This window comes from Bradyrhizobium sp. SZCCHNPS1003, assembly GCF_032381555.1.
Lineage (GTDB): Bacteria > Pseudomonadota > Alphaproteobacteria > Rhizobiales > Xanthobacteraceae > Bradyrhizobium.
Window position 1 is genome coordinate 1 of record NZ_JAUHIU010000021.1, and the last position, 16,334, is coordinate 16,334.

The window sequence follows — 16,334 nt, forward strand, 5'->3', positions numbered from 1 at the left end:
CCGGCTGGAACGACATTTGCCGGAAGGGACTTTCACCCTCTCAAGAACCGCGCCTTTCCACGGCGCACCTTATACGCGATCTCCCCGGTGTTCGGCTTGATAGCCACCGTCGTCTCCGGGATCATCATCACCCAAAGACTTGGCGCCAGCATCGGGGCGCCAGGACCACGCGATTTCACGTCCGCAACCTGCCGTTCGTCCGCGTACATCGAGCACGCTGCGACACGATCGCGGCCACCGCATCCCATCCTCCACGTTCGTGACGATCGCGAAGCGCCCCTCTCATGAGGACGGGACCGTCATATAATTTCCGATTTTCATAAGAATAGCAAGCGAAATCTTGCGCCTCCCAAAGCGGTTTCGGTCATCCGACTGACATCGGTGCGAGACATGACGTTCGCTTGCTGTGGCGTTGAGGAGCACACGGCGACGGGACGTCGGTGTTGCAACCTGCCGCTCGTTCTTGCCAATTTGCCATCTTGGCGCACTGAGTCATCTTCGCGACGAGGGCGGCTGTCCGACAATGTGGGTGTTCGATGCAATGTCTGTCTGGTGTCTTCGTGGTGCTGTTGCTGTGCTTGCCGTGGGCGCATGCCGAACCGGGCCTGCACTGGCAGACAGCAAACCCCAGCGAAAAGCCTTGGACCGCGGCGATTTCGCAGGAGGTTCAGCAGTTCGCCGACGCGCAGAAGCCGACGGCGATCATGGTGGTCAGAGACGACGAGATCATTGCGTCGTCGGGTGACATCGGCGCCAAGGTCAATATCCGGTCCGAGCGCAAAAGCCTCATCAGCGCCCTGTACGGCTTGGCGGTCGAGGAGGGCCGGATCAACCTCGACAGCACCCTTGCCGAACTTGCGATTGACGATCGTCCCGACGCCCTGTCGCCGACCGAGAAGACCGCGACGGTTCGCCAATTGTTGATGGCTCGTTCCGGCGTCTATCATCTCGCGGCCTACGAGACGCCGCGGATGAAGGACCTCCGGCCTGCCCGCGGAAGCCATCCGCCTGGCAGCTTCTGGTACTACAACAATTGGGATTTCAATGCGCTCGGCACGATCTATCGGCAATCCCTGGGCGACGTGTTCAAAAGCTTCGAGACGCGGATCGCGCGGCCGCTCGGCATGGAGGATTTTTCGACGAAGGATGGTCACTACCAGAAGGAGGACTCGTCCTCTCATCCCGCCTACGTGTTTCACATGAGCGCACGCGACCTCGCGCGGTTCGGCGTGCTCTATCTCAACGGCGGACGCTGGAACGGGACCCAGCTGATCCCGGCTCATTGGGTGACGGAATCGACGACGCGGCTGTCGGATACCGAGCAGCCTGAACGCGGCTATGGCTATCTCTGGTGGACGTACACGAAGGGCAGTCCGGGCGTCAGCGCCTTCTTGGCCAATGGCTATGGTGGGCAATTGGTCGTCGTCGTTCCGTCGAAGCGCCTGGTGCTGGTCGAGCTGGTCGATCTCGCCGTCAACCCGCATGGCGTCCGAACCCAGCGCGTCCTCGATCTCGTGAGCAGGATCAGCGCGTCGGTGCCGTGAGGAGCATGCGATGGCGATCGCGCTCGATCTGAGATCGGATCACGTCTCAGCAGGTGAGATCGAGCGTCCGTGGGATCGGGTCGCAGCGCGCGACACAGGGCTCCTCGACAACCGCGACAGCTCAGCGCCAGGACGGCTTCGGCAGATGATCGGGACTGAATTTCGGCGTCGGCCGGGGCGTTTGCGGAGGTGCGGCGTCGTCGGACGCCGAGAACAGCAGCAGCGCCTCGAACGGCACGTCGGGAGCTTCCGCGGCATAGCCGGAGCACGTGACGGGCGTGCCTCTGCAGCACCCTTCGAGGCTGAGCGTCAGCTCGTCGGGGCCGAACAGCGACGGCTGTCCCGGCGCGTGACGCTTCGTCTTGATGATGGCGGTAAACCGATCGCCATGCGTCTCGTAGCTGCCGGCATAGCTCAGCACGGTATCGCCGCCGCAGACCTTGCCGCCCACCAGCTCGACGATGCCGGTTCCCTGGCCTTTGGGGGTCCTGAACCAGGCCGAATAGGTGCCTTCCTTCATCATCTGCCGCAGATCCCATCGTTGGGTCGTCCGCATCGTTGTGCGAGGCAAATTAAGAGAAGGTGAAAACAACCGTCAGAACAGGCCTGGAACCCAAATTTGTTCGTGTACGAACGGAGGGAGCGTCAGCGGCCGGTCTCCGCACACCCAGCCAGCCGTGCCGCGACTCGCGGAGTGCCTGGTTGCGCATCCCGTGGTCTTGCCATTCGTCTCAAGAAAATCATTCGGCTGGATGTCGGCCCGCGTATAAGGGCGCGTATAAGGGAATGAGAACTGGGCCAACTTTGAGGACTATCCGATGCCGTCCGAACCTCGCTCGCCGCGTCTTGCCGTTCTGATCGATGCCGACAATGCCTCGGCCAAGATCGTGGACGGGCTGTTCGAGGAGATCGCCAAGATCGGCGAGGCGAGCGTGCGCCGGATCTATGGCGATTTCTCCAGCCCGCGCTCCAGGCCCTGGGCCGACACGCTCGCCAGACACGCCATCGTGCCGCAGCAGCAGTTCGCCTACACCACGGGAAAGAACGCCTCCGACATCACGCTGGTGATCGACGCGATGGACCTGCTGCACAGCGGACGGTTCGACGGCTTCTGCCTGGTGTCCTCGGACAGCGACTTCACCCGGCTCGCGGCGCGCATCCGCGAGCAGGGCATCGACGTGTTCGGCTTCGGCGAGCAGAAGACGCCGGAGAGCTTTCGGCAGGCCTGCCGCCGGTTCATCTACACCGAGAATTTGCGCAGCGACGCCGCGACCAGCAAGGACGCCGATACGGCTGCGGCACCCAAATCTCTTTTGCCCATCACCGCGGCGACGCCGATGATCAAGAACGTCATCACGCAGATGGAGAGCGAGGACGGCTGGGTCGCGCTCGGCGAGGTCGGCAAGCAGCTCTCCAACCTGGTCTCCGACTTCGATCCGCGCACCTATGGCTGCCGCAAGCTGAGCGATCTCGTGCGCAAGACCGGCGCGTTCGAGATCGAGGAGCAGCCGAAAGGCGGCTCGGTGCGCATCCGCGTCAGGGCGTCGAGCGCGTCGCAGCCCAAGGCGAAGGCGCCGAGGGGACACCGCGAGGCGGCGGCCAAGGCGTGACGCAAGCTGAGCGTCGCCGTTGCTCGCAACATGACGGACACGTAGGGTGGGCAAAGCAGCCGCCGAAGGCGGCAGCGTGCCCACCGTCGGGCGGCGTGCTCAGCGGTGAGGTGGTGGGCACGGCGCCACTACCAGCTCTCCGGTGGCGAGAGCACGGCCGCGCCTTTGCCGACCCTACATTTCTTCGCTGCTAGCCGCCCTGCCTGAGCTTCGCCAGCACCTTCAAGCCGCCATAGCCGTCGGCCGGCTGGAGGCCGGCCTTGGCCTGGAAGTCGCGGATCGCCTTCATGGTGTCGTTGCCGACGCGGCCGTCGGTGCCGCCGGTGTCGAAGCCGGCGGCCGTCAGGCGCTTCTGCATCTCCTGCACCTCGGCAAGCGTCAGCGCGCGCTCGGAGCCGGGGAAGGGCTGCAGGAACGGCGGGGCGCCCAGGATGCGGTCGCCGAGATGGCAGATCGCGAGCGCGTAGCTCATCGCCGGATTGTAGGACTTCACCGAATAGAAGTTCGGGCCGAGCAGAAAGGCGGGGCCGCCCGCGACCGGAATCCAGAGCTGCGCGGTGGCATTGGGCTGTGGGAATGGCTGGCCGTCGGCGCGGGTGATGCCGGCTGCCTGCCAGGCCGCGTAGCTGCGGCTGCCCGACATGTTGCCGGACGCGCGCACCTCGTAGCCCCAATGCTCGCCGCGGTGATACTTGCCGCGGTTGACGAGATAGCGCGCGGTCGAGCCGAGCGCGTCGTCCGGCTTGCCGAACGGGTTGATCTTGCCGTCGCCGTCATAGTCGAAGCCGACATTGAGCCACACTTCAGGCATCCATTGCGTGTGGCCCATCGCGCCAGCCCAGGAGCCGCGCATCTCCTCCGGCGTGCTCCAGCCGCGGTCGACGATTTTCAACGCGTTGGTGAGCTCGGTCTCCCAATAGGCCTTGCGGCGTGGCTCATTCCAGGCGAGCGCGGCGAGCGCCGGAAACACCGGGCGCATGTGATTCTGCTGCACCAGGGGATCGCCGAACGCGGACTCGACGCCCCATAGTGCGAGCAGCGTGCCGCGCTCGACGCCAAAGTCCTTCTGGATGCGCGCGAACAGCGACTCGTTCTTCTGCAGCGCGATCTTGCCGTTGATGACGCGCCAGTCGGAGACGCGGCGGTTGATGTACTGCCAGAGCTGCTCCTTGAATTCCGGCTGGTTGCGCATCTCCTTGAACACGGTCATGTCGGGCTCGAGCCGCGCCATGACCCGGGTCCAGGTGGCCGGCGAGATGCCCTTGGCGAGCGCGCGGGCACGAAAGCCCTCGCGCCAGGCCTCGAACTCGGCCGGGGCAGCCGCTGCCGGCAGGGCGGGGCCGAGCAGCGCGACGGCACCGATGCCGGAGCGGAGCAGGGCGCGGCGGGTCATCGTATCGGGCTGTGAATCGGACTGGGTCATGGAGGGCAGTCTACCCGCTGATGCGGGCCGGCGGCAAAGGCCCGAACGGGCGGAACTTTCACGCTTGGTGGAGCTCGGCGGCGATGCGGGCCAGCCAACGGCGGATGGTCGCGAGGTCCCGCTTGCTCAGGTCGCCGGCGAGTCGCCGCTCCAGCGCGCTGGCGCGGCGCCGGGCCTTGGCGAGCAGAGCGAGGCCGTGCCGGGTCAGGGTCCATTGCAGCGCCCGGCCGTGCACGGGATGCGGCGCTCTCTGGATGGCGCCGTCGCGTTCGAGATTGCCGATGATGACGTTGACGGTCTGCGGCGTCAGCAGCGCGACGCGGGCGAGGTCGGCGCCGGACAGCCCGGGATAGGCCTTGAGCATCGTCAGCACCACGAATTGCGGATGGGTCAGTCCGGTGGCGATGAGCGCGCGGTCGAGCGACAGCCGCGCCGCGGCCTGTGCCTGGCGCAGCAAATAGGCGAGGTAGCCGTCCTCGCCGCGCTTGCCCTCGCCGGGCGATGGCGGGCGGGCCGCCGTCTTCGGCCGACGCGCGGGGCCGGCCTTTGCGGGGGCTGCCTTTCGCGACGCTCGCGAGGTCGTCAATTCCGGTGCCTTGCGCATATCATCAGAGCCCTGATAAGTTATCAGATATCTGATAACATGAGAGACAGACCATGTCACATGCGCGCAGCGAGTACACCACGTTCCGGAGGCAGGCGCCGGAGCTGTACGATGCCATCCTTGCGGTGAGTCAGCAGGCGGCCAAGGCCGGCCTCGACAAGCAGCTGCTCGAGCTCGTCAAGATCAGGGCGTCGCAGATCAACGGTTGCGCGTTCTGCGTGCAGCATCACGTGCTGCTGGCCGAGAAGCTCGGCGTCTCCGCCGACAAGATCAATCTCGTCGTGGTGTGGCGCGAGGCGCCGCAATTCTCGGCACGCGAGCGCGCGGCGCTGGCCTTCACCGAGGCGTTGACCACGCTGCAGGGCGGCGTCAGCGACGAGGTCTATGCCCAGGCCCGGGCGGAATTCTCGGAAACGGAGCTGGTGTTCCTGACGTCGGCGATCGGCGTGATCAATCTCTGGAATCGCTACGGCGTCGCGTTCCGCTGGACGCCGGCGGAGCGGCCGGCGCGGGCGGCGTCCTGAGTTGCCTGGAACCGCGGCACGGCCCGGCGGGTTATGCGCGGGAGGTAGAGGAGGCGCGCATGACCGGGACGGACGAACCGCTCAAGCCGGAGGATTTTCCGCTGGAAGCCGACAAGGAGCGCGTGCAGCGCCAGGACGGCAAGCCGATCGCCACGACCAAGAACGAGGCGATGGCGCAAGAGATTGCGGACCGCCTCAATGCCGAGGAGCATCGTCGCGAAGAGGACAAGTGGTCGGCGTGACTGTTGACTGTCTCCCCGTCTCGTATCTCGCTGAGAGTTGAGACAGATGCCGCTTGCAATCAGCTCGAACGAATAAGCGCGCGTGCCAGGCTCAAAACGGATTCGCCGGCTGCGCCGGCTTGGGGCCTTCCGGCTTCGGCTCGACCGCGAGGCTGGGGTCGGTCGGCATCACGCGCGCGCCGGCGGCGCGGGCGACCTGGCCGGTTGTCGAATGCCGTGCCGCCTCGGCGGACTTGATCTCCGGCGGATGCCAGCGGTCGCGCACCAGCATTGTCAGCGCCCCCACGCAGAGCAGCGCAATCGCGGCTGAAACGAGCGCCGGTCCGGCTCTGCGATGCGGGTTGGCTGTCATCATCTGCGATCCTCCGTGGCCAGACAACCCGGAGCGGTCGGCTCCGGTTCCGGGTCCGCCGGTGATCAGTTCCGGTCGCGCGCGGCGGCGGCGTCGGCCGCAGGTCCGAGCGGCGACGATCCGAGTGCCCCGGTGGTCGCCGGCGGCGACGCGGCGATCTCCTCCAGCCCGACCTCGCGGCCGCGGCCGCCGATCAGGCGCTCATAGGCTGTAATCAGCGTCACGTAGGGATTGACCCAGATCCAGCCATCGCGCGTGAACAGCTGGACGTCGAAATGCAGATGGCGCGTGGTGCCGTTGGGATGGTCGAGATAGTTCGAGACCACGCCGATCGGCTCGCCCTCGCGGAGGCTGCGGCCATTGAGCAGGCCGTCGGCATCCATCTCCGCGGGATTCATGTGCATGTAGCGGAAGCGGACGTGCTCGGTGCCGCTGTTGACCTGCACCGTCACGGCCTGCTGCCGGGTCGAGCGGATCACGACGCCGTCGCGCACGGCGAGCACGCGCTGCCGCCACGGGTTGCAGCCGTCGGCGCCGTCGCGGCGCACCGGGCAGGCGCCCGGCCTGAGATCCTGGCCCTGATGGCCGAAGCCGCTGGCGCATTGGCCGACGTTGAAGCTGCGCGCCTCGCAGAAATTGTCGCGCCAGGGATACTGGCTCCACGGCTGGTCGAATTTGTCGCTCGCGCGCCGGCGGCCGAACGACTGCGAATGCACATAGGCCGGCGCATCAAGAGGGTAGCGGATCTGGGAATAGACGGTGCGGTCGGCCCGCCCGCCCTGGCCGCGTCCGCCGCTGTTGGCGACGATGTCGCCAACGGGCCGATAGGTGAAATCGGCATCCAGCGTGACCGGGCGCTCGGCGGCGAGCGGCGCGATCTCCGGCGGGATGCGCGACGGCTGTCCGCCGGCGATGCGCAGTGCCTTGAGGAAGCGCTCGGCGATGGGATAGGCCTCGCGGCAGGCGAGCCGCCGCGGCCGCGGCGCGCTGTCGAGGCACTGGATCGAGATCACATAGGGCACGCCGAAGCGCGTGAAGGCGTAGCGGACATAGCCCTCGCGAATGAAGCGGCGCAGATCGGGATATTGCGCTGACAGCGCCTTGACGCCTTCGCCCTTGCCGCCGGCGGGATCGGCGACATCGTAGGTGAGGAGTGAGCCGGTGATCTGGATCTCGACCGGCTTTGCGAAGACGCGCGACGGCAGGCCGGAGGTCACCTCCGGCGGCAGCGAGAACACCGCGTCGTAGCCGGACGGGCCGGCATCGAACAGGTCGGTCTGGAAGTCGGCCTGATAGCGCGGCAGGCCGCGCGCCGCGATGGCGGCGCTGCGGCGCGCGGCGAGATAGGCGGTGGCGTCGAACGGCAGCAAAACGGGGACCGGACTGCGTCCGATCCCCGTGAAGATGGTTGAGGTCACGCCGTTGAGCTGGACCAGCGCGGGCCTGCGCCGCGCATCACCGGCCGAAACGCTGCTCCGGCGCGCCGGCGCGAAGTCGGCGGCGACCTCGGGCGCCGCGTTGAGCTCGGAGCGGAGCTGGTCCAGCGCCGCGCGCCAGTCGGCGCGATTGACGGTGACGGAGGGCGTCGTGAAACCATCCGCCGCGCGCGTTGGCGACGCGGCCAGCGCGATGACCGCCGCAAGGGCGGCGGCGATGATGGTGACCCGTGCCCCCAATTCCCCCCCCACGCCCCCCGGCGTCAGATCCTCGAGATGCCTCAGTCCTTGGCGCGCTCGCAGTAGGAGCCGTCCTCGGTCATGACGACGATGCGGGTGCCGACCGTGATGTGCGCCGGCACGCCGGTGCGAACGCCGTTGGAGAGCACCGCCGGCTTGTAGGACGACGATGCGGTCTGGCCCTTGGTGACCGGCTCGGTCTCGACCACCTCGAGCGTGACGCGCTGCGGCAGTGTGATCGCCACCGGGACCACGTCGTGCATCGACAGCTTGACCGTCATGTTCTCCTGGAGATAGGCGGCTTGGTTGCCGACCACGTCCTTCGGCACCTGGACCTGGTCGTAGGTCTCCGGGTTCATGAAGTGGAAGCCGTCGGCATCCTCGTAAAGATACGTGAAGTTGCGCTCCTCGATCGTCGCCTTCTCGACCTGGTCGGTGGTCTTGAAGCGCTCGGAGATCTTCACGCCGTCGCTGATTCGGCGCATTTCGATCTGGCTGACCGGAGTGCCCTTGCCGGGATGGATGTTCTCGGCAGTCACGACGACATAGAGCTTTCCATCTTGCTCAATGACGTTACCCTTGCGAATAGAGCTGGCGATGACTTTCAAAGCTGTTTTCCTGACACTGAAAAAGGGGCGCCGGACTGGGCCGGGGCGCCGCGCGACGCGGAATGCGGTTTCGGGCGGCAACATACTGATTTTGTCCGGGGTTGCCAGTCTTTTGCGGCCCGAACGGGCGATCCCCTGATGTCCCGGGAGCCAGAGCCTTCGCCCTGGTGGTCGCCGCAGCGGCACGCCGACATCAGGCCGTTCCTGCTCGCCCGGGCCGCCATCATCCGCGCGCTGCGGGCCTGGTTCGACGAGCAGGGCTTTATTGAGGTCGAGACCGGCATCCTGCAGGTGTCGCCGGGCAACGAGACCCATCTGCACGCGCCGGGCACCGACCTGACGAGGCCGGACGGAACCCGCCATCGGCGGTATTTCCGAACGTCGCCGGAATTCGCCTGCAAGAAGCTGCTGGCGGCCGGCGAGCGGCGGATCTTCGAGTTTGCCCGCGTGTTCCGCGACCGCGAGCGCGGCGGCCTGCATCTGCCGGAATTCACAATGCTGGAATGGTATCGGGCGGAGGCACCCTACGATGCGATCATGGCCGACACGGTCGTGGTGATCGCGCACGCGGCCCAGGCGAGCGGAATCCGGCAGTTCGCCTTTCGCGGCCGCACCGCCGATCCCTTCGCCGAGCCCGAGCTGTTGACGGTTGCCGGCGCGTTCGAGCGCCATGCCGGCATCGACCTGCTGGCGACCATCCGCGACGGCGCGGGCGACCGCGCCGCGCTGGCGCAGGCCGCCGCTGGCAAGATCCGGATCAGCGACGACGACACCTGGTCTGACCTGTTCAGCAAGGTGCTGGTCGAGCATGTCGAGCCGCATCTCGGGCAGGGACGCCTCACCGTGCTATATGAATATCCGGCGCCGGAGGCCGCGTTGGCGCGGGTGGCGGCGGACCCGCGCGTTGCCGAACGGTTCGAGGTCTACGCCTGCGGCGTCGAGCTCGCCAATGGCTTTGGCGAGCTCACCGACGCCGCCGAGCAGCGGCGCCGCTTCGAGCAGGAGATGGCCGAGAAGGAGCGGCGCTATGGCGACCGCTATCCGCTCGACGAGGACTTCCTCGCCGCCGTGGCCGCGATGCCGCAGGCGAGCGGCGTGGCGCTTGGCTTCGACCGCCTGGTGATGCTGGCGGCCGGCGCCACGAGGATCGACCAGGTGGTATGGACGCCGCCGGCAGGTGAGCGATGAACAGGGTCGAACGTCCGACGACATTGCGCAGCGCCGAGGATCTCGTCGCGCAGGGATTGGCTGACGCGGCGGACCAGCCGGCGCTGGCGCGCGTGGCGCAGCGCTATGCGGTGGCGGTGACGACGCATCTCGCCGACCTGATCGACGCTGACGATCCGAATGATCCGATCGCGCGCCAGTTCGTGCCCAGCATGGACGAGCTGAAGGCCGCGCCCGGCGAGCGCGGCGATCCGATCGGCGACGACGCGCATGCGCCGGTGCCCGGCATCGTGCATCGCTATCCCGATCGCGTGCTGCTCAAGCTGGTGCATGTCTGCGCGGTGTATTGCCGTTTCTGTTTCCGCCGCGAGATGGTCGGGCCCGGCAAGGACAACGCGCTGTCGGAGGAGGCCTATCGCGCGGCGCTGGACTACATCCGCGCACATGACGAGGTCTGGGAGGTGATCCTCACCGGCGGCGATCCGCTGATGCTGTCGCCGCGGCGGCTGAAGGAGATCATGGCCGATCTCGCCGGCATCGATCACGTCAGGATCATCCGTATCCACACCCGTTTGCCGGTCGCCGATCCCCAGCGCATCACGCCGGCGCTGGTCGAGGCGCTGAAGGTGCCGGGCGCGGCGACCTGGGTCGCGCTGCACGCCAATCATCCGCGCGAGCTCAGCCCTGCGGTTCAGGCGGCCTGCGCGCGGCTGATCGATGCCGGCATTCCCATGGTCAGCCAGTCGGTGCTGCTGCGCGGCGTCAATGACGATGCGGCGACCCTGGAGGCGCTGATGCGCGCCTTCGTCGAGATTCGCATCAAGCCGTATTACCTGCACCATGGCGACCTCGCGCCGGGCACGGCGCATCTGCGGACCACGCTGGCGCAAGGTCAGGCCCTGATCCGAACGCTGCGCGGCCGGGTGTCCGGCCTGTGCCAGCCCGACTACGTGCTCGACATTCCCGGCGGCTACGGCAAGGCGCCGGTGGGGCCGCAATACCTCACTGCCGATGAAACTGTTGAGCAGGATCATGCGGCAGGTGCGCAAACGCGCTATCGTGTGATTGACTATTGCGGCGAGGCGCACCTCTATCCGCCCGCCGCGGGATGAAGTGTCCTGCCGATTCCGCTGACACGGAGGAGCAACATGAAGAGACTTGCGATCGCGATGGGGCTCCTGATGGTCGTGACTGATGGCATCGCGCTGGCGCAGAGCGGCAGCGGCTCATCCGCCGGCACCGGATCGAAGAGCGGCATGCCGCCGCAGGCGCCGGTCGGTCACCGCCAGGTCCGCCCGAGCGATTTGCCCAAGGCCGAGCAGGCCGAAGAAAATTCATTCAGCGGCATGACCAAGGAAGACCGCGAGCTCGATCGCAAGATCAAGGGCATCTGCCGCGGCTGCTGAGCGCGACCTGCGGCGCGCCCGACGCGCGCCGCTCATCGGTCGTGAGTGCTACGCCGAGCGCTCACGCGGGGAGTTGCGATGCGCCGCACGCCGGGCGGCGACGGCTTCGGCGAGCTGCTCCAGCACCTCCACCGTCGTGTCCCAGCCGATACAGCCGTCGGTGATGCTCTGGCCGTAGGTCAGCGCCACGCCCGGCTTCACGTCCTGCCGACCCGCCACGAGATGGCTCTCGATCATCACGCCCATGATGCGCTGCTCGCCTGCGGCAAGCTGGCGTCCGACGTCGGCGGCGACCAGCGGCTGGTTCTCCGGCTTCTTGCTCGAATTGGCGTGGCTGGTGTCGATCATCAGCCGCGCCGGCAGTCCGGACTTGATCAGCTCGGCCGAGGCCTGCTCGACATGGGCGGCGTCGTAATTGGGGCCGCTGCCGCCGCGCAGGATGATGTGGCAGTCCTCGTTACCGGTGGTCGCCGCGATGCCCGAGCGGCCGCCCTTGGTCACTGCCATGAAATGATGCGGATGAGCGGCCGATTTCACCGCGTCGGCGGCGATGCGGATGTTGCCGTCGGTGCCGTTCTTGAAGCCGACCGGGCACGACAGGCCTGAGGCCAGCTCGCGGTGGATCTGGCTCTCGGTGGTGCGCGCGCCGATCGCGGCCCAGGCCACGAGGTCCGCGATGTATTGCGGCGTCGTCATGTCGAGGAATTCGCATCCCGCCGGCAGGCCGAGATTGTTGACGGCGGACAGCACGCTGCGCGCGAGCCGCAGGCCCTTGTTGATGTCGAAGGAATTGTCCAGGCCGGGATCGTTGATCAGGCCTTTCCAGCCAACGGTGGTGCGCGGCTTCTCGAAATAGACCCGCATCACGATTTCGAGGCGGTCGGCGAGGCGCTCGCGCAAGGTGGCGAGGCGGCCGGCGTAGTCGATCGCCGCGTCGGGATCGTGGATGGAGCAGGGGCCGACGATGACCAGCAGGCGGTCGTCGCTGCCGGTCAGGATGGCGTGGATCGCGTTGCGCGCCGCCATCACCACACGGGTCGCGGTGAGGGTGCGGGGGATTTCACCCATCACCTCCGCCGGCAGGCTCAATTCCTTGATTTCCTTGATACGAAGATCGTCTGTGGTGCTCAGCATGGCGGGCTCCTGGGTGTCTTGATGGGCACCTGCCGGCAACAAAAAAGCCGCCAGGTTCTGGCGGCTCGTTCGGATATCTTGCTGCAATGTGTCAGATTGAGCGCGATCCTCCCGCCGCCAGCGAGCTGTCGTAGCTAAAGTACCAATAGAAGCTGGTGGCGGCGTTGATCATGGCCATCCTATAGCGGCCGCGCGGCCGCTTGTCATCCCGAAAATCGAGCCCCCCGGCGTCAGCTGTTGCGCGCGGCGAGCGCCATGCCGATCATCGACAGCCCGCCGAACAGCAGGTTGATGCCGACCAGCAGACCGATCGCCCACATCGCCGTGCCCGGTAGCCCCGAAATGATGATGCCGGCGATCGCGATGTCGACGACGCCCGAGATTGCCAGCCACGACCAGCGCCCGGACAGCTCGCGGCGGTGCTCCAGCGCATACATGATGGTGGCGACGCCCTCGGCGAGGAAATAGACGCCGATTACGATGGTCAGCGTCACCGTCCCTTGAACCGGCTGCGCCACCAGAATGATTCCGGCGATGATGGCGAGAACCGCCGACAACAGCGACCACCAGAAGCCCGGCATGCCGCGGGCCCAGAAGGTGAGCGCGAGCCCCGTGATGCCCGAGATCAGGAACATCCAGCCGAGGAAGATCGTGACCGCAAGGCTTGCCAGCGGGGTGAGGATCATCGCAAGCAGGCCGAGCACGGCGAGCAGGATGCCCTCGATCAGGAAGGCCTTCCAATGCGTGCGCACGGCTGCGCCCATTTGCGACCTCATGCGCTCGAGCTCGGGCGGAATCGTATCCTGCGGAAGGGTCATGATCGTCACTCCGGGCAAGGTCACGGGCTGGATGCCGCGTCCGCCTTCCCACGCAGATGGTGAGGAACGACGGCCGGGACAAGCGCGTGATGCGCGTTTCGTTGCTCTGATGGCGCGGCGGGGCCGGGATTATGCCGTCGTCCGCATCCGGTTGCGGCCGAAAACATAGATCGTCGTCGTGACAATCAGAAGGGCCATCCCGACGATGATCGCGGTGAGGCCCAGCGGAACCAGAACGCCGGCGACGTTGCGGTCGGGGTTGAGCAGCCAATGCCGAATCGAGGTCAGCACGAATCCCAGCCCGACGAAGCCGGCGGCGCCGCCGAGCAGCAGCAGCGCCCACATCCTGCGCAGCTGGCTCAGTCTTGCCCGCGCCACCTCGGTGCGGGGCGTGTGGTGATGGGCGACCCGGCGCACCAGCCGTACGGCCAGGCCGATCGAGGAGAACCCGATCAGCACGCTGACGCCGCCGAGCCAGAGGCGCGCGGCGGTGTCGAGCGTCGACGCCCGCTGCAGCAACAGCAATGGATAGTCGAAGGCCGCATGCAGCATCACGGGAGCGGCCAGCACCAGCGCCCAGCTCGACAGCCGTGCCCCTTCGCGATTGTGGCGGTTGGCGCCGAGCGCCGTACTGGTGCGGGCGATCGCGAGATAGGCACCGGCAATGATGCCGAGCGCGCCGTGAAACGGCACGGTGAGCACGCTGCGCAGCACCGCGAGCGAGCGCCACATCTCGGCATGCTGGACGAGGTAAGCGAGATTTTCATAGGCAGCAAAGCCGAGGCCTACGGCCGCGCCATAGAACACCGTGTCCATGGCGTTGCCGACCTGCCGGCGCCGCGACCATAGCGCGGCGATCACCGCGACCTTGGCGAGCTCTTCCGGCAAGGCGACGCCGAACAGGGCCCGGACCGCCTGGGCGATCCAGGGATTCTCCAATGTCAGCCCGACATGCTGGAACGGCATCCTGACAATGCCGAGCAGCAGCACGCTGGCTGCCCCGAGCAGGAAGGCGGTCCAGATCTTGAGCGGGGGGCCTGAATTGTCACCGGCGGCGACCACCAGCCAGAGGATCAGCAGCGCGGGAGCGATCGCCGCGGTGCCGATCACGGTCGCGAGGGCTTCGAGCAGGTTCATTTGCGATGGCAAGTAAGCCATGGTCTCCGATCATCCAATGCGGCGGGGCCGAACCGGCCCTCCACCGCCCGCGCGGGGGTGGATTTGACATCGGTCCGTGGCCGCACGGCAAGATCTACATGTCGGCAGAATGAGCCGCCCTTCAAGGGAAAGAACCGCGCCCTGGCGCTCGATTGGGGAGAGACCGCCGCAGGGCCGAGTGCAGCCGCGGTCGGCTGCCGCCCGGCTGGCCTCAACGGGGCCGGGAGGTTCTCGGCGCCGTCGCATCGCCGCCGCGCACCGGGGCCTCCTGGCGCGGCTCGACCGGGGTCCAGGCGTCGGTGCGGGAGGTAGTTGGCGCCTGGGCGGTCGTCGGCGTTTCCACGCAGCTCAAGCGCGGCGTCGGGTCGGCCACACGCCGGCATTCCAGACCTTCAGCGAGAGCGGCCTGACTGATCGCGCACGCAACCAGAACAATCGAAAGAACTCTCATGGTGCCCCTCGGAGCAGGCGTGGGTCGCCCGTGATGCAGGCTCGACTCGGTCGTGCCGTTCGATGATGCCCAGCTTGGTCGCAAAAGCGTGCAAATATTTGACCATTCCCGCCGTCATTCAAAAGATTCTTCCGAAATTCACGCGTGCATTCCATGAGTTGCAAGCGATGCGAGCGTTTTCCGCTGATGCAAATGCGAAGCCGTTCGCTCCGTTGCGGCGCCAAGGCTCGCCGGCTGGCGCCGAACCGCTATTTGCCCCCAGCTTGCTCGGCATGGGCGGCCGGGCGGGCTTGATGTGGCGAAGGGATCATGGTCGGTTGCCGCGATGAATTCGCCGCCTTGGTCAGCTTCCGACAGAGCCCGTGGTCCACGCTATCGCCGTGGCTGGGTCGACGACGCCGTGGCGGCCATCGAGGCCGACCAGTGCCGGACCGCCGACACGCACTTGATCCGGCTGATCGTGCCCGCGCTCGCGGGCATCGACATCTACCTGAAGGACGAGTCGACCCATCCGACCGGGAGCCTCAAGCATCGGCTGGCCCGATCGCTGTTTCTCTATGCGTTGTGCAACGGCCACATCCGCGAAGGCACGCCCGTGGTCGAGGCCTCCTCCGGGTCGACAGCGGTATCGGAAGCCTATTTCGCGCAGATGATCGGCGTGCCGTTCTACGCGGTAATGCCGCGCACCACCTCGGCGGAGAAGATCGCCGCGATCACGCATTACGGCGGCAACTGCCATCTCATCGATGACGGCCGGTTTCTCTATGCCGAGGCGGCTGCGCTCGCGAGCCGGCTCGGCGGCCATTACATGGACCAGTTCACGTTCGCCGAACGTGCCACCGATTGGCGCGGCAACAACAACATCGCCGAGTCGATCTTCAACCAGCTGCAGGGCGAGCGCTGCCCGCTGCCGGAATGGATCGTGATGGGCGCGGGCACCGGCGGCACGTCGGCGACGATCGGCCGCTATCTGCGCTACCGCCGCCACCCGACGCGGCTGTGCGTCGCCGATGTCGAGCATTCCGCGTTCTTTGACGCCTTCTGCAACGGCGACAGCGCCCGGACGTGCGAACGGCCGTCGCTGATCGAGGGCGTCGGCCGTCCGCGCTGCGAGCCATCCTTCGTGCCGGGGGTCGTGGATCGCATGATGAAGGTGCCGGATGCCGCCTCCGTCGCGGCGATGAACGTGCTGACGCGGCGGCTGCGCCGGCCGGTCGGCGGCTCGACCGGGACCAATTTCCTGGCGCTGTGCCGGCTGGCGGCCGAGATGCGGCAGGATGGACAGAGCGGCTCACTGGTCACGCTGATCTGCGATTCCGGGGAGCGCTATCGCCAAACCTATTACGAGCCGCAATGGCTCTCCGCGCGCGGTCTCGACCCCGCGCCGTACGAGGCAGCTCTGTCTGCCTTCCTCGACACCGGTGCGCCGCTGCGGCTCGAGGTTGCCGATGCGGAGAACCCGCTGCGCGCCTGAACGCCTCCCGGGGGGCGTCGCGGACCGCGGCGAGCGGCATCCGGATGCCCGGCATCGTGCGCGATCCCTGATCTGGATCAACGAAGGACGCGCCGGATTGCGCTTTGGTCCGACCCCGAACAGGCCTCCAAGGGCGCGCCGGA

The 16,334-nt window shown here is 67.0% G+C and carries 17 protein-coding genes and 1 pseudogene; 9 read left to right on the forward strand and 9 right to left on the reverse strand.

Features of this window, described 5'->3' with window-relative positions; translation table 11 throughout:
- Both QX126_RS28155 and QX126_RS28160 read left to right on the forward strand, forming a co-directional pair.
- Positions 1 to 288: pseudogene (locus QX126_RS28155) on the forward strand (hypothetical protein); the annotation flags it as partial.
- Positions 289 to 536: 248 nt separating this feature from the next.
- On the forward strand, positions 537 to 1,544 hold the full coding sequence (locus QX126_RS28160; RefSeq protein WP_315785256.1) for a serine hydrolase: 1,008 nt from the start codon (positions 537 to 539) through the stop codon (positions 1,542 to 1,544).
- Positions 1,545 to 1,665: 121 nt separating this feature from the next.
- Here the strand turns inward: QX126_RS28160 and QX126_RS28165 are convergent, their stop codons facing one another.
- Complete coding sequence (locus tag QX126_RS28165; protein WP_315737835.1) at positions 1,666 to 2,067, reverse strand: hypothetical protein; 402 nt, start codon at positions 2,065 to 2,067, stop codon at positions 1,666 to 1,668.
- Positions 2,068 to 2,362: 295 nt separating this feature from the next.
- Between QX126_RS28165 and QX126_RS28170 the strand changes: the two genes are divergently transcribed.
- Positions 2,363 to 3,154: an NYN domain-containing protein gene (locus QX126_RS28170; protein ID WP_315737836.1), complete on the forward strand. Its 792-nt coding sequence runs from the start codon at positions 2,363 to 2,365 to the stop codon at positions 3,152 to 3,154.
- 190 nt (positions 3,155 to 3,344) lie between these two features.
- Here QX126_RS28170 and QX126_RS28175 read toward each other — a convergent pair whose 3' ends face one another.
- Positions 3,345 to 4,577, reverse strand: a complete 1,233-nt coding sequence (locus QX126_RS28175) for a lytic murein transglycosylase (RefSeq protein WP_315785259.1) — start codon at positions 4,575 to 4,577, stop codon at positions 3,345 to 3,347.
- A 58-nt stretch (positions 4,578 to 4,635) separates the two neighbouring features.
- Entirely contained in the window at positions 4,636 to 5,181 is a 546-nt protein-coding gene (locus tag QX126_RS28180) for a MarR family winged helix-turn-helix transcriptional regulator (protein WP_315737838.1), read from the reverse strand.
- A gap of 53 nt (positions 5,182 to 5,234) precedes the next feature.
- On the opposite strand from QX126_RS28180, the gene QX126_RS28185 reads away from it, so the two are divergent.
- Positions 5,235 to 5,705, forward strand: a complete 471-nt coding sequence (locus QX126_RS28185; protein ID WP_315785262.1) for a carboxymuconolactone decarboxylase family protein — start codon at positions 5,235 to 5,237, stop codon at positions 5,703 to 5,705.
- Between the two features lie 59 nt (positions 5,706 to 5,764).
- Positions 5,765 to 5,947: a hypothetical protein gene (locus tag QX126_RS28190; protein WP_315712101.1), complete on the forward strand. Its 183-nt coding sequence runs from the start codon at positions 5,765 to 5,767 to the stop codon at positions 5,945 to 5,947.
- Between the two features lie 91 nt (positions 5,948 to 6,038).
- Here QX126_RS28190 and QX126_RS28195 read toward each other — a convergent pair whose 3' ends face one another.
- From QX126_RS28195 to efp, 3 genes are all read right to left on the reverse strand, one after another.
- A complete protein-coding gene (locus QX126_RS28195; RefSeq protein WP_315785265.1) occupies positions 6,039 to 6,302 on the reverse strand; it encodes a hypothetical protein in 264 nt (87 codons plus the stop codon).
- Positions 6,303 to 6,364: 62 nt separating this feature from the next.
- Positions 6,365 to 7,975 (reverse strand): M23 family peptidase, encoded by a 1,611-nt coding sequence (locus QX126_RS28200; RefSeq protein WP_315785268.1) that lies wholly within the window; start codon positions 7,973 to 7,975, stop codon positions 6,365 to 6,367.
- A gap of 41 nt (positions 7,976 to 8,016) precedes the next feature.
- On the reverse strand, positions 8,017 to 8,583 hold the full coding sequence (gene efp, locus QX126_RS28205) for an elongation factor P (protein WP_315712097.1): 567 nt from the start codon (positions 8,581 to 8,583) through the stop codon (positions 8,017 to 8,019).
- Between the two features lie 138 nt (positions 8,584 to 8,721).
- On the opposite strand from efp, the gene epmA reads away from it, so the two are divergent.
- From epmA to QX126_RS28220, 3 genes are read left to right on the forward strand one after another with little or no spacing between them, the layout of a single operon-like run.
- The gene (gene epmA / locus QX126_RS28210; protein WP_315785271.1) at positions 8,722 to 9,771 is read left to right on the forward strand and encodes an EF-P lysine aminoacylase EpmA; all 1,050 of its coding nucleotides are present in this window, start codon (positions 8,722 to 8,724) and stop codon (positions 9,769 to 9,771) included.
- Complete coding sequence (locus tag QX126_RS28215) at positions 9,768 to 10,862, forward strand: lysine-2,3-aminomutase-like protein (protein ID WP_315785274.1); 1,095 nt, start codon at positions 9,768 to 9,770, stop codon at positions 10,860 to 10,862. Before epmA ends, QX126_RS28215 begins: the two co-directional genes overlap by 4 nt.
- A 36-nt stretch (positions 10,863 to 10,898) precedes the next feature.
- Complete coding sequence (locus QX126_RS28220; protein ID WP_315737845.1) at positions 10,899 to 11,156, forward strand: hypothetical protein; 258 nt, start codon at positions 10,899 to 10,901, stop codon at positions 11,154 to 11,156.
- Between the two features lie 48 nt (positions 11,157 to 11,204).
- On the opposite strand, the gene QX126_RS28225 is transcribed toward QX126_RS28220, so the two are convergent.
- From QX126_RS28225 to QX126_RS28235, 3 genes are all read right to left on the reverse strand, one after another.
- Positions 11,205 to 12,290, reverse strand: a complete 1,086-nt coding sequence (locus QX126_RS28225; protein WP_315737846.1) for a 3-deoxy-7-phosphoheptulonate synthase — start codon at positions 12,288 to 12,290, stop codon at positions 11,205 to 11,207.
- A gap of 230 nt (positions 12,291 to 12,520) precedes the next feature.
- The gene (locus QX126_RS28230; protein WP_315785277.1) at positions 12,521 to 13,108 is read right to left on the reverse strand and encodes an HdeD family acid-resistance protein; all 588 of its coding nucleotides are present in this window, start codon (positions 13,106 to 13,108) and stop codon (positions 12,521 to 12,523) included.
- Positions 13,109 to 13,237: 129 nt separating this feature from the next.
- Positions 13,238 to 14,266: a PrsW family intramembrane metalloprotease gene (locus QX126_RS28235; protein ID WP_315737848.1), complete on the reverse strand. Its 1,029-nt coding sequence runs from the start codon at positions 14,264 to 14,266 to the stop codon at positions 13,238 to 13,240.
- Positions 14,267 to 15,042: 776 nt separating this feature from the next.
- On the opposite strand from QX126_RS28235, the gene QX126_RS28240 reads away from it, so the two are divergent.
- Entirely contained in the window at positions 15,043 to 16,191 is a 1,149-nt protein-coding gene (locus QX126_RS28240; RefSeq protein ID WP_315755545.1) for a PLP-dependent cysteine synthase family protein, read from the forward strand.
- Positions 16,192 to 16,334: the final 143 nt, after the last annotated feature.

Coding starts and splice junctions, on each gene's coding strand:
- QX126_RS28220 (WP_315737845.1), top strand. CDS start 10,899: ATGAAGAGACTTGCGATCGCGATGGGGCTCCTGATGGTCGTGACTGAT.
- QX126_RS28230 (WP_315785277.1), bottom strand. CDS start 13,108: ATGACCCTTCCGCAGGATACGATTCCGCCCGAGCTCGAGCGCATGAGG.
- QX126_RS28165 (WP_315737835.1), bottom strand. CDS start 2,067: ATGATGAAGGAAGGCACCTATTCGGCCTGGTTCAGGACCCCCAAAGGC.
- QX126_RS28185 (WP_315785262.1), top strand. CDS start 5,235: ATGTCACATGCGCGCAGCGAGTACACCACGTTCCGGAGGCAGGCGCCG.
- QX126_RS28225 (WP_315737846.1), bottom strand. CDS start 12,290: ATGCTGAGCACCACAGACGATCTTCGTATCAAGGAAATCAAGGAATTG.
- QX126_RS28215 (WP_315785274.1), top strand. CDS start 9,768: ATGAACAGGGTCGAACGTCCGACGACATTGCGCAGCGCCGAGGATCTC.
- QX126_RS28190 (WP_315712101.1), top strand. CDS start 5,765: ATGACCGGGACGGACGAACCGCTCAAGCCGGAGGATTTTCCGCTGGAA.
- QX126_RS28180 (WP_315737838.1), bottom strand. CDS start 5,181: ATGCGCAAGGCACCGGAATTGACGACCTCGCGAGCGTCGCGAAAGGCA.
- QX126_RS28240 (WP_315755545.1), top strand. CDS start 15,043: ATGAATTCGCCGCCTTGGTCAGCTTCCGACAGAGCCCGTGGTCCACGC.
- epmA (WP_315785271.1), top strand. CDS start 8,722: ATGTCCCGGGAGCCAGAGCCTTCGCCCTGGTGGTCGCCGCAGCGGCAC.
- QX126_RS28160 (WP_315785256.1), top strand. CDS start 537: ATGCAATGTCTGTCTGGTGTCTTCGTGGTGCTGTTGCTGTGCTTGCCG.
- QX126_RS28170 (WP_315737836.1), top strand. CDS start 2,363: ATGCCGTCCGAACCTCGCTCGCCGCGTCTTGCCGTTCTGATCGATGCC.
- QX126_RS28175 (WP_315785259.1), bottom strand. CDS start 4,577: ATGACCCAGTCCGATTCACAGCCCGATACGATGACCCGCCGCGCCCTG.
- QX126_RS28195 (WP_315785265.1), bottom strand. CDS start 6,302: ATGATGACAGCCAACCCGCATCGCAGAGCCGGACCGGCGCTCGTTTCA.
- QX126_RS28235 (WP_315737848.1), bottom strand. CDS start 14,266: ATGGCTTACTTGCCATCGCAAATGAACCTGCTCGAAGCCCTCGCGACC.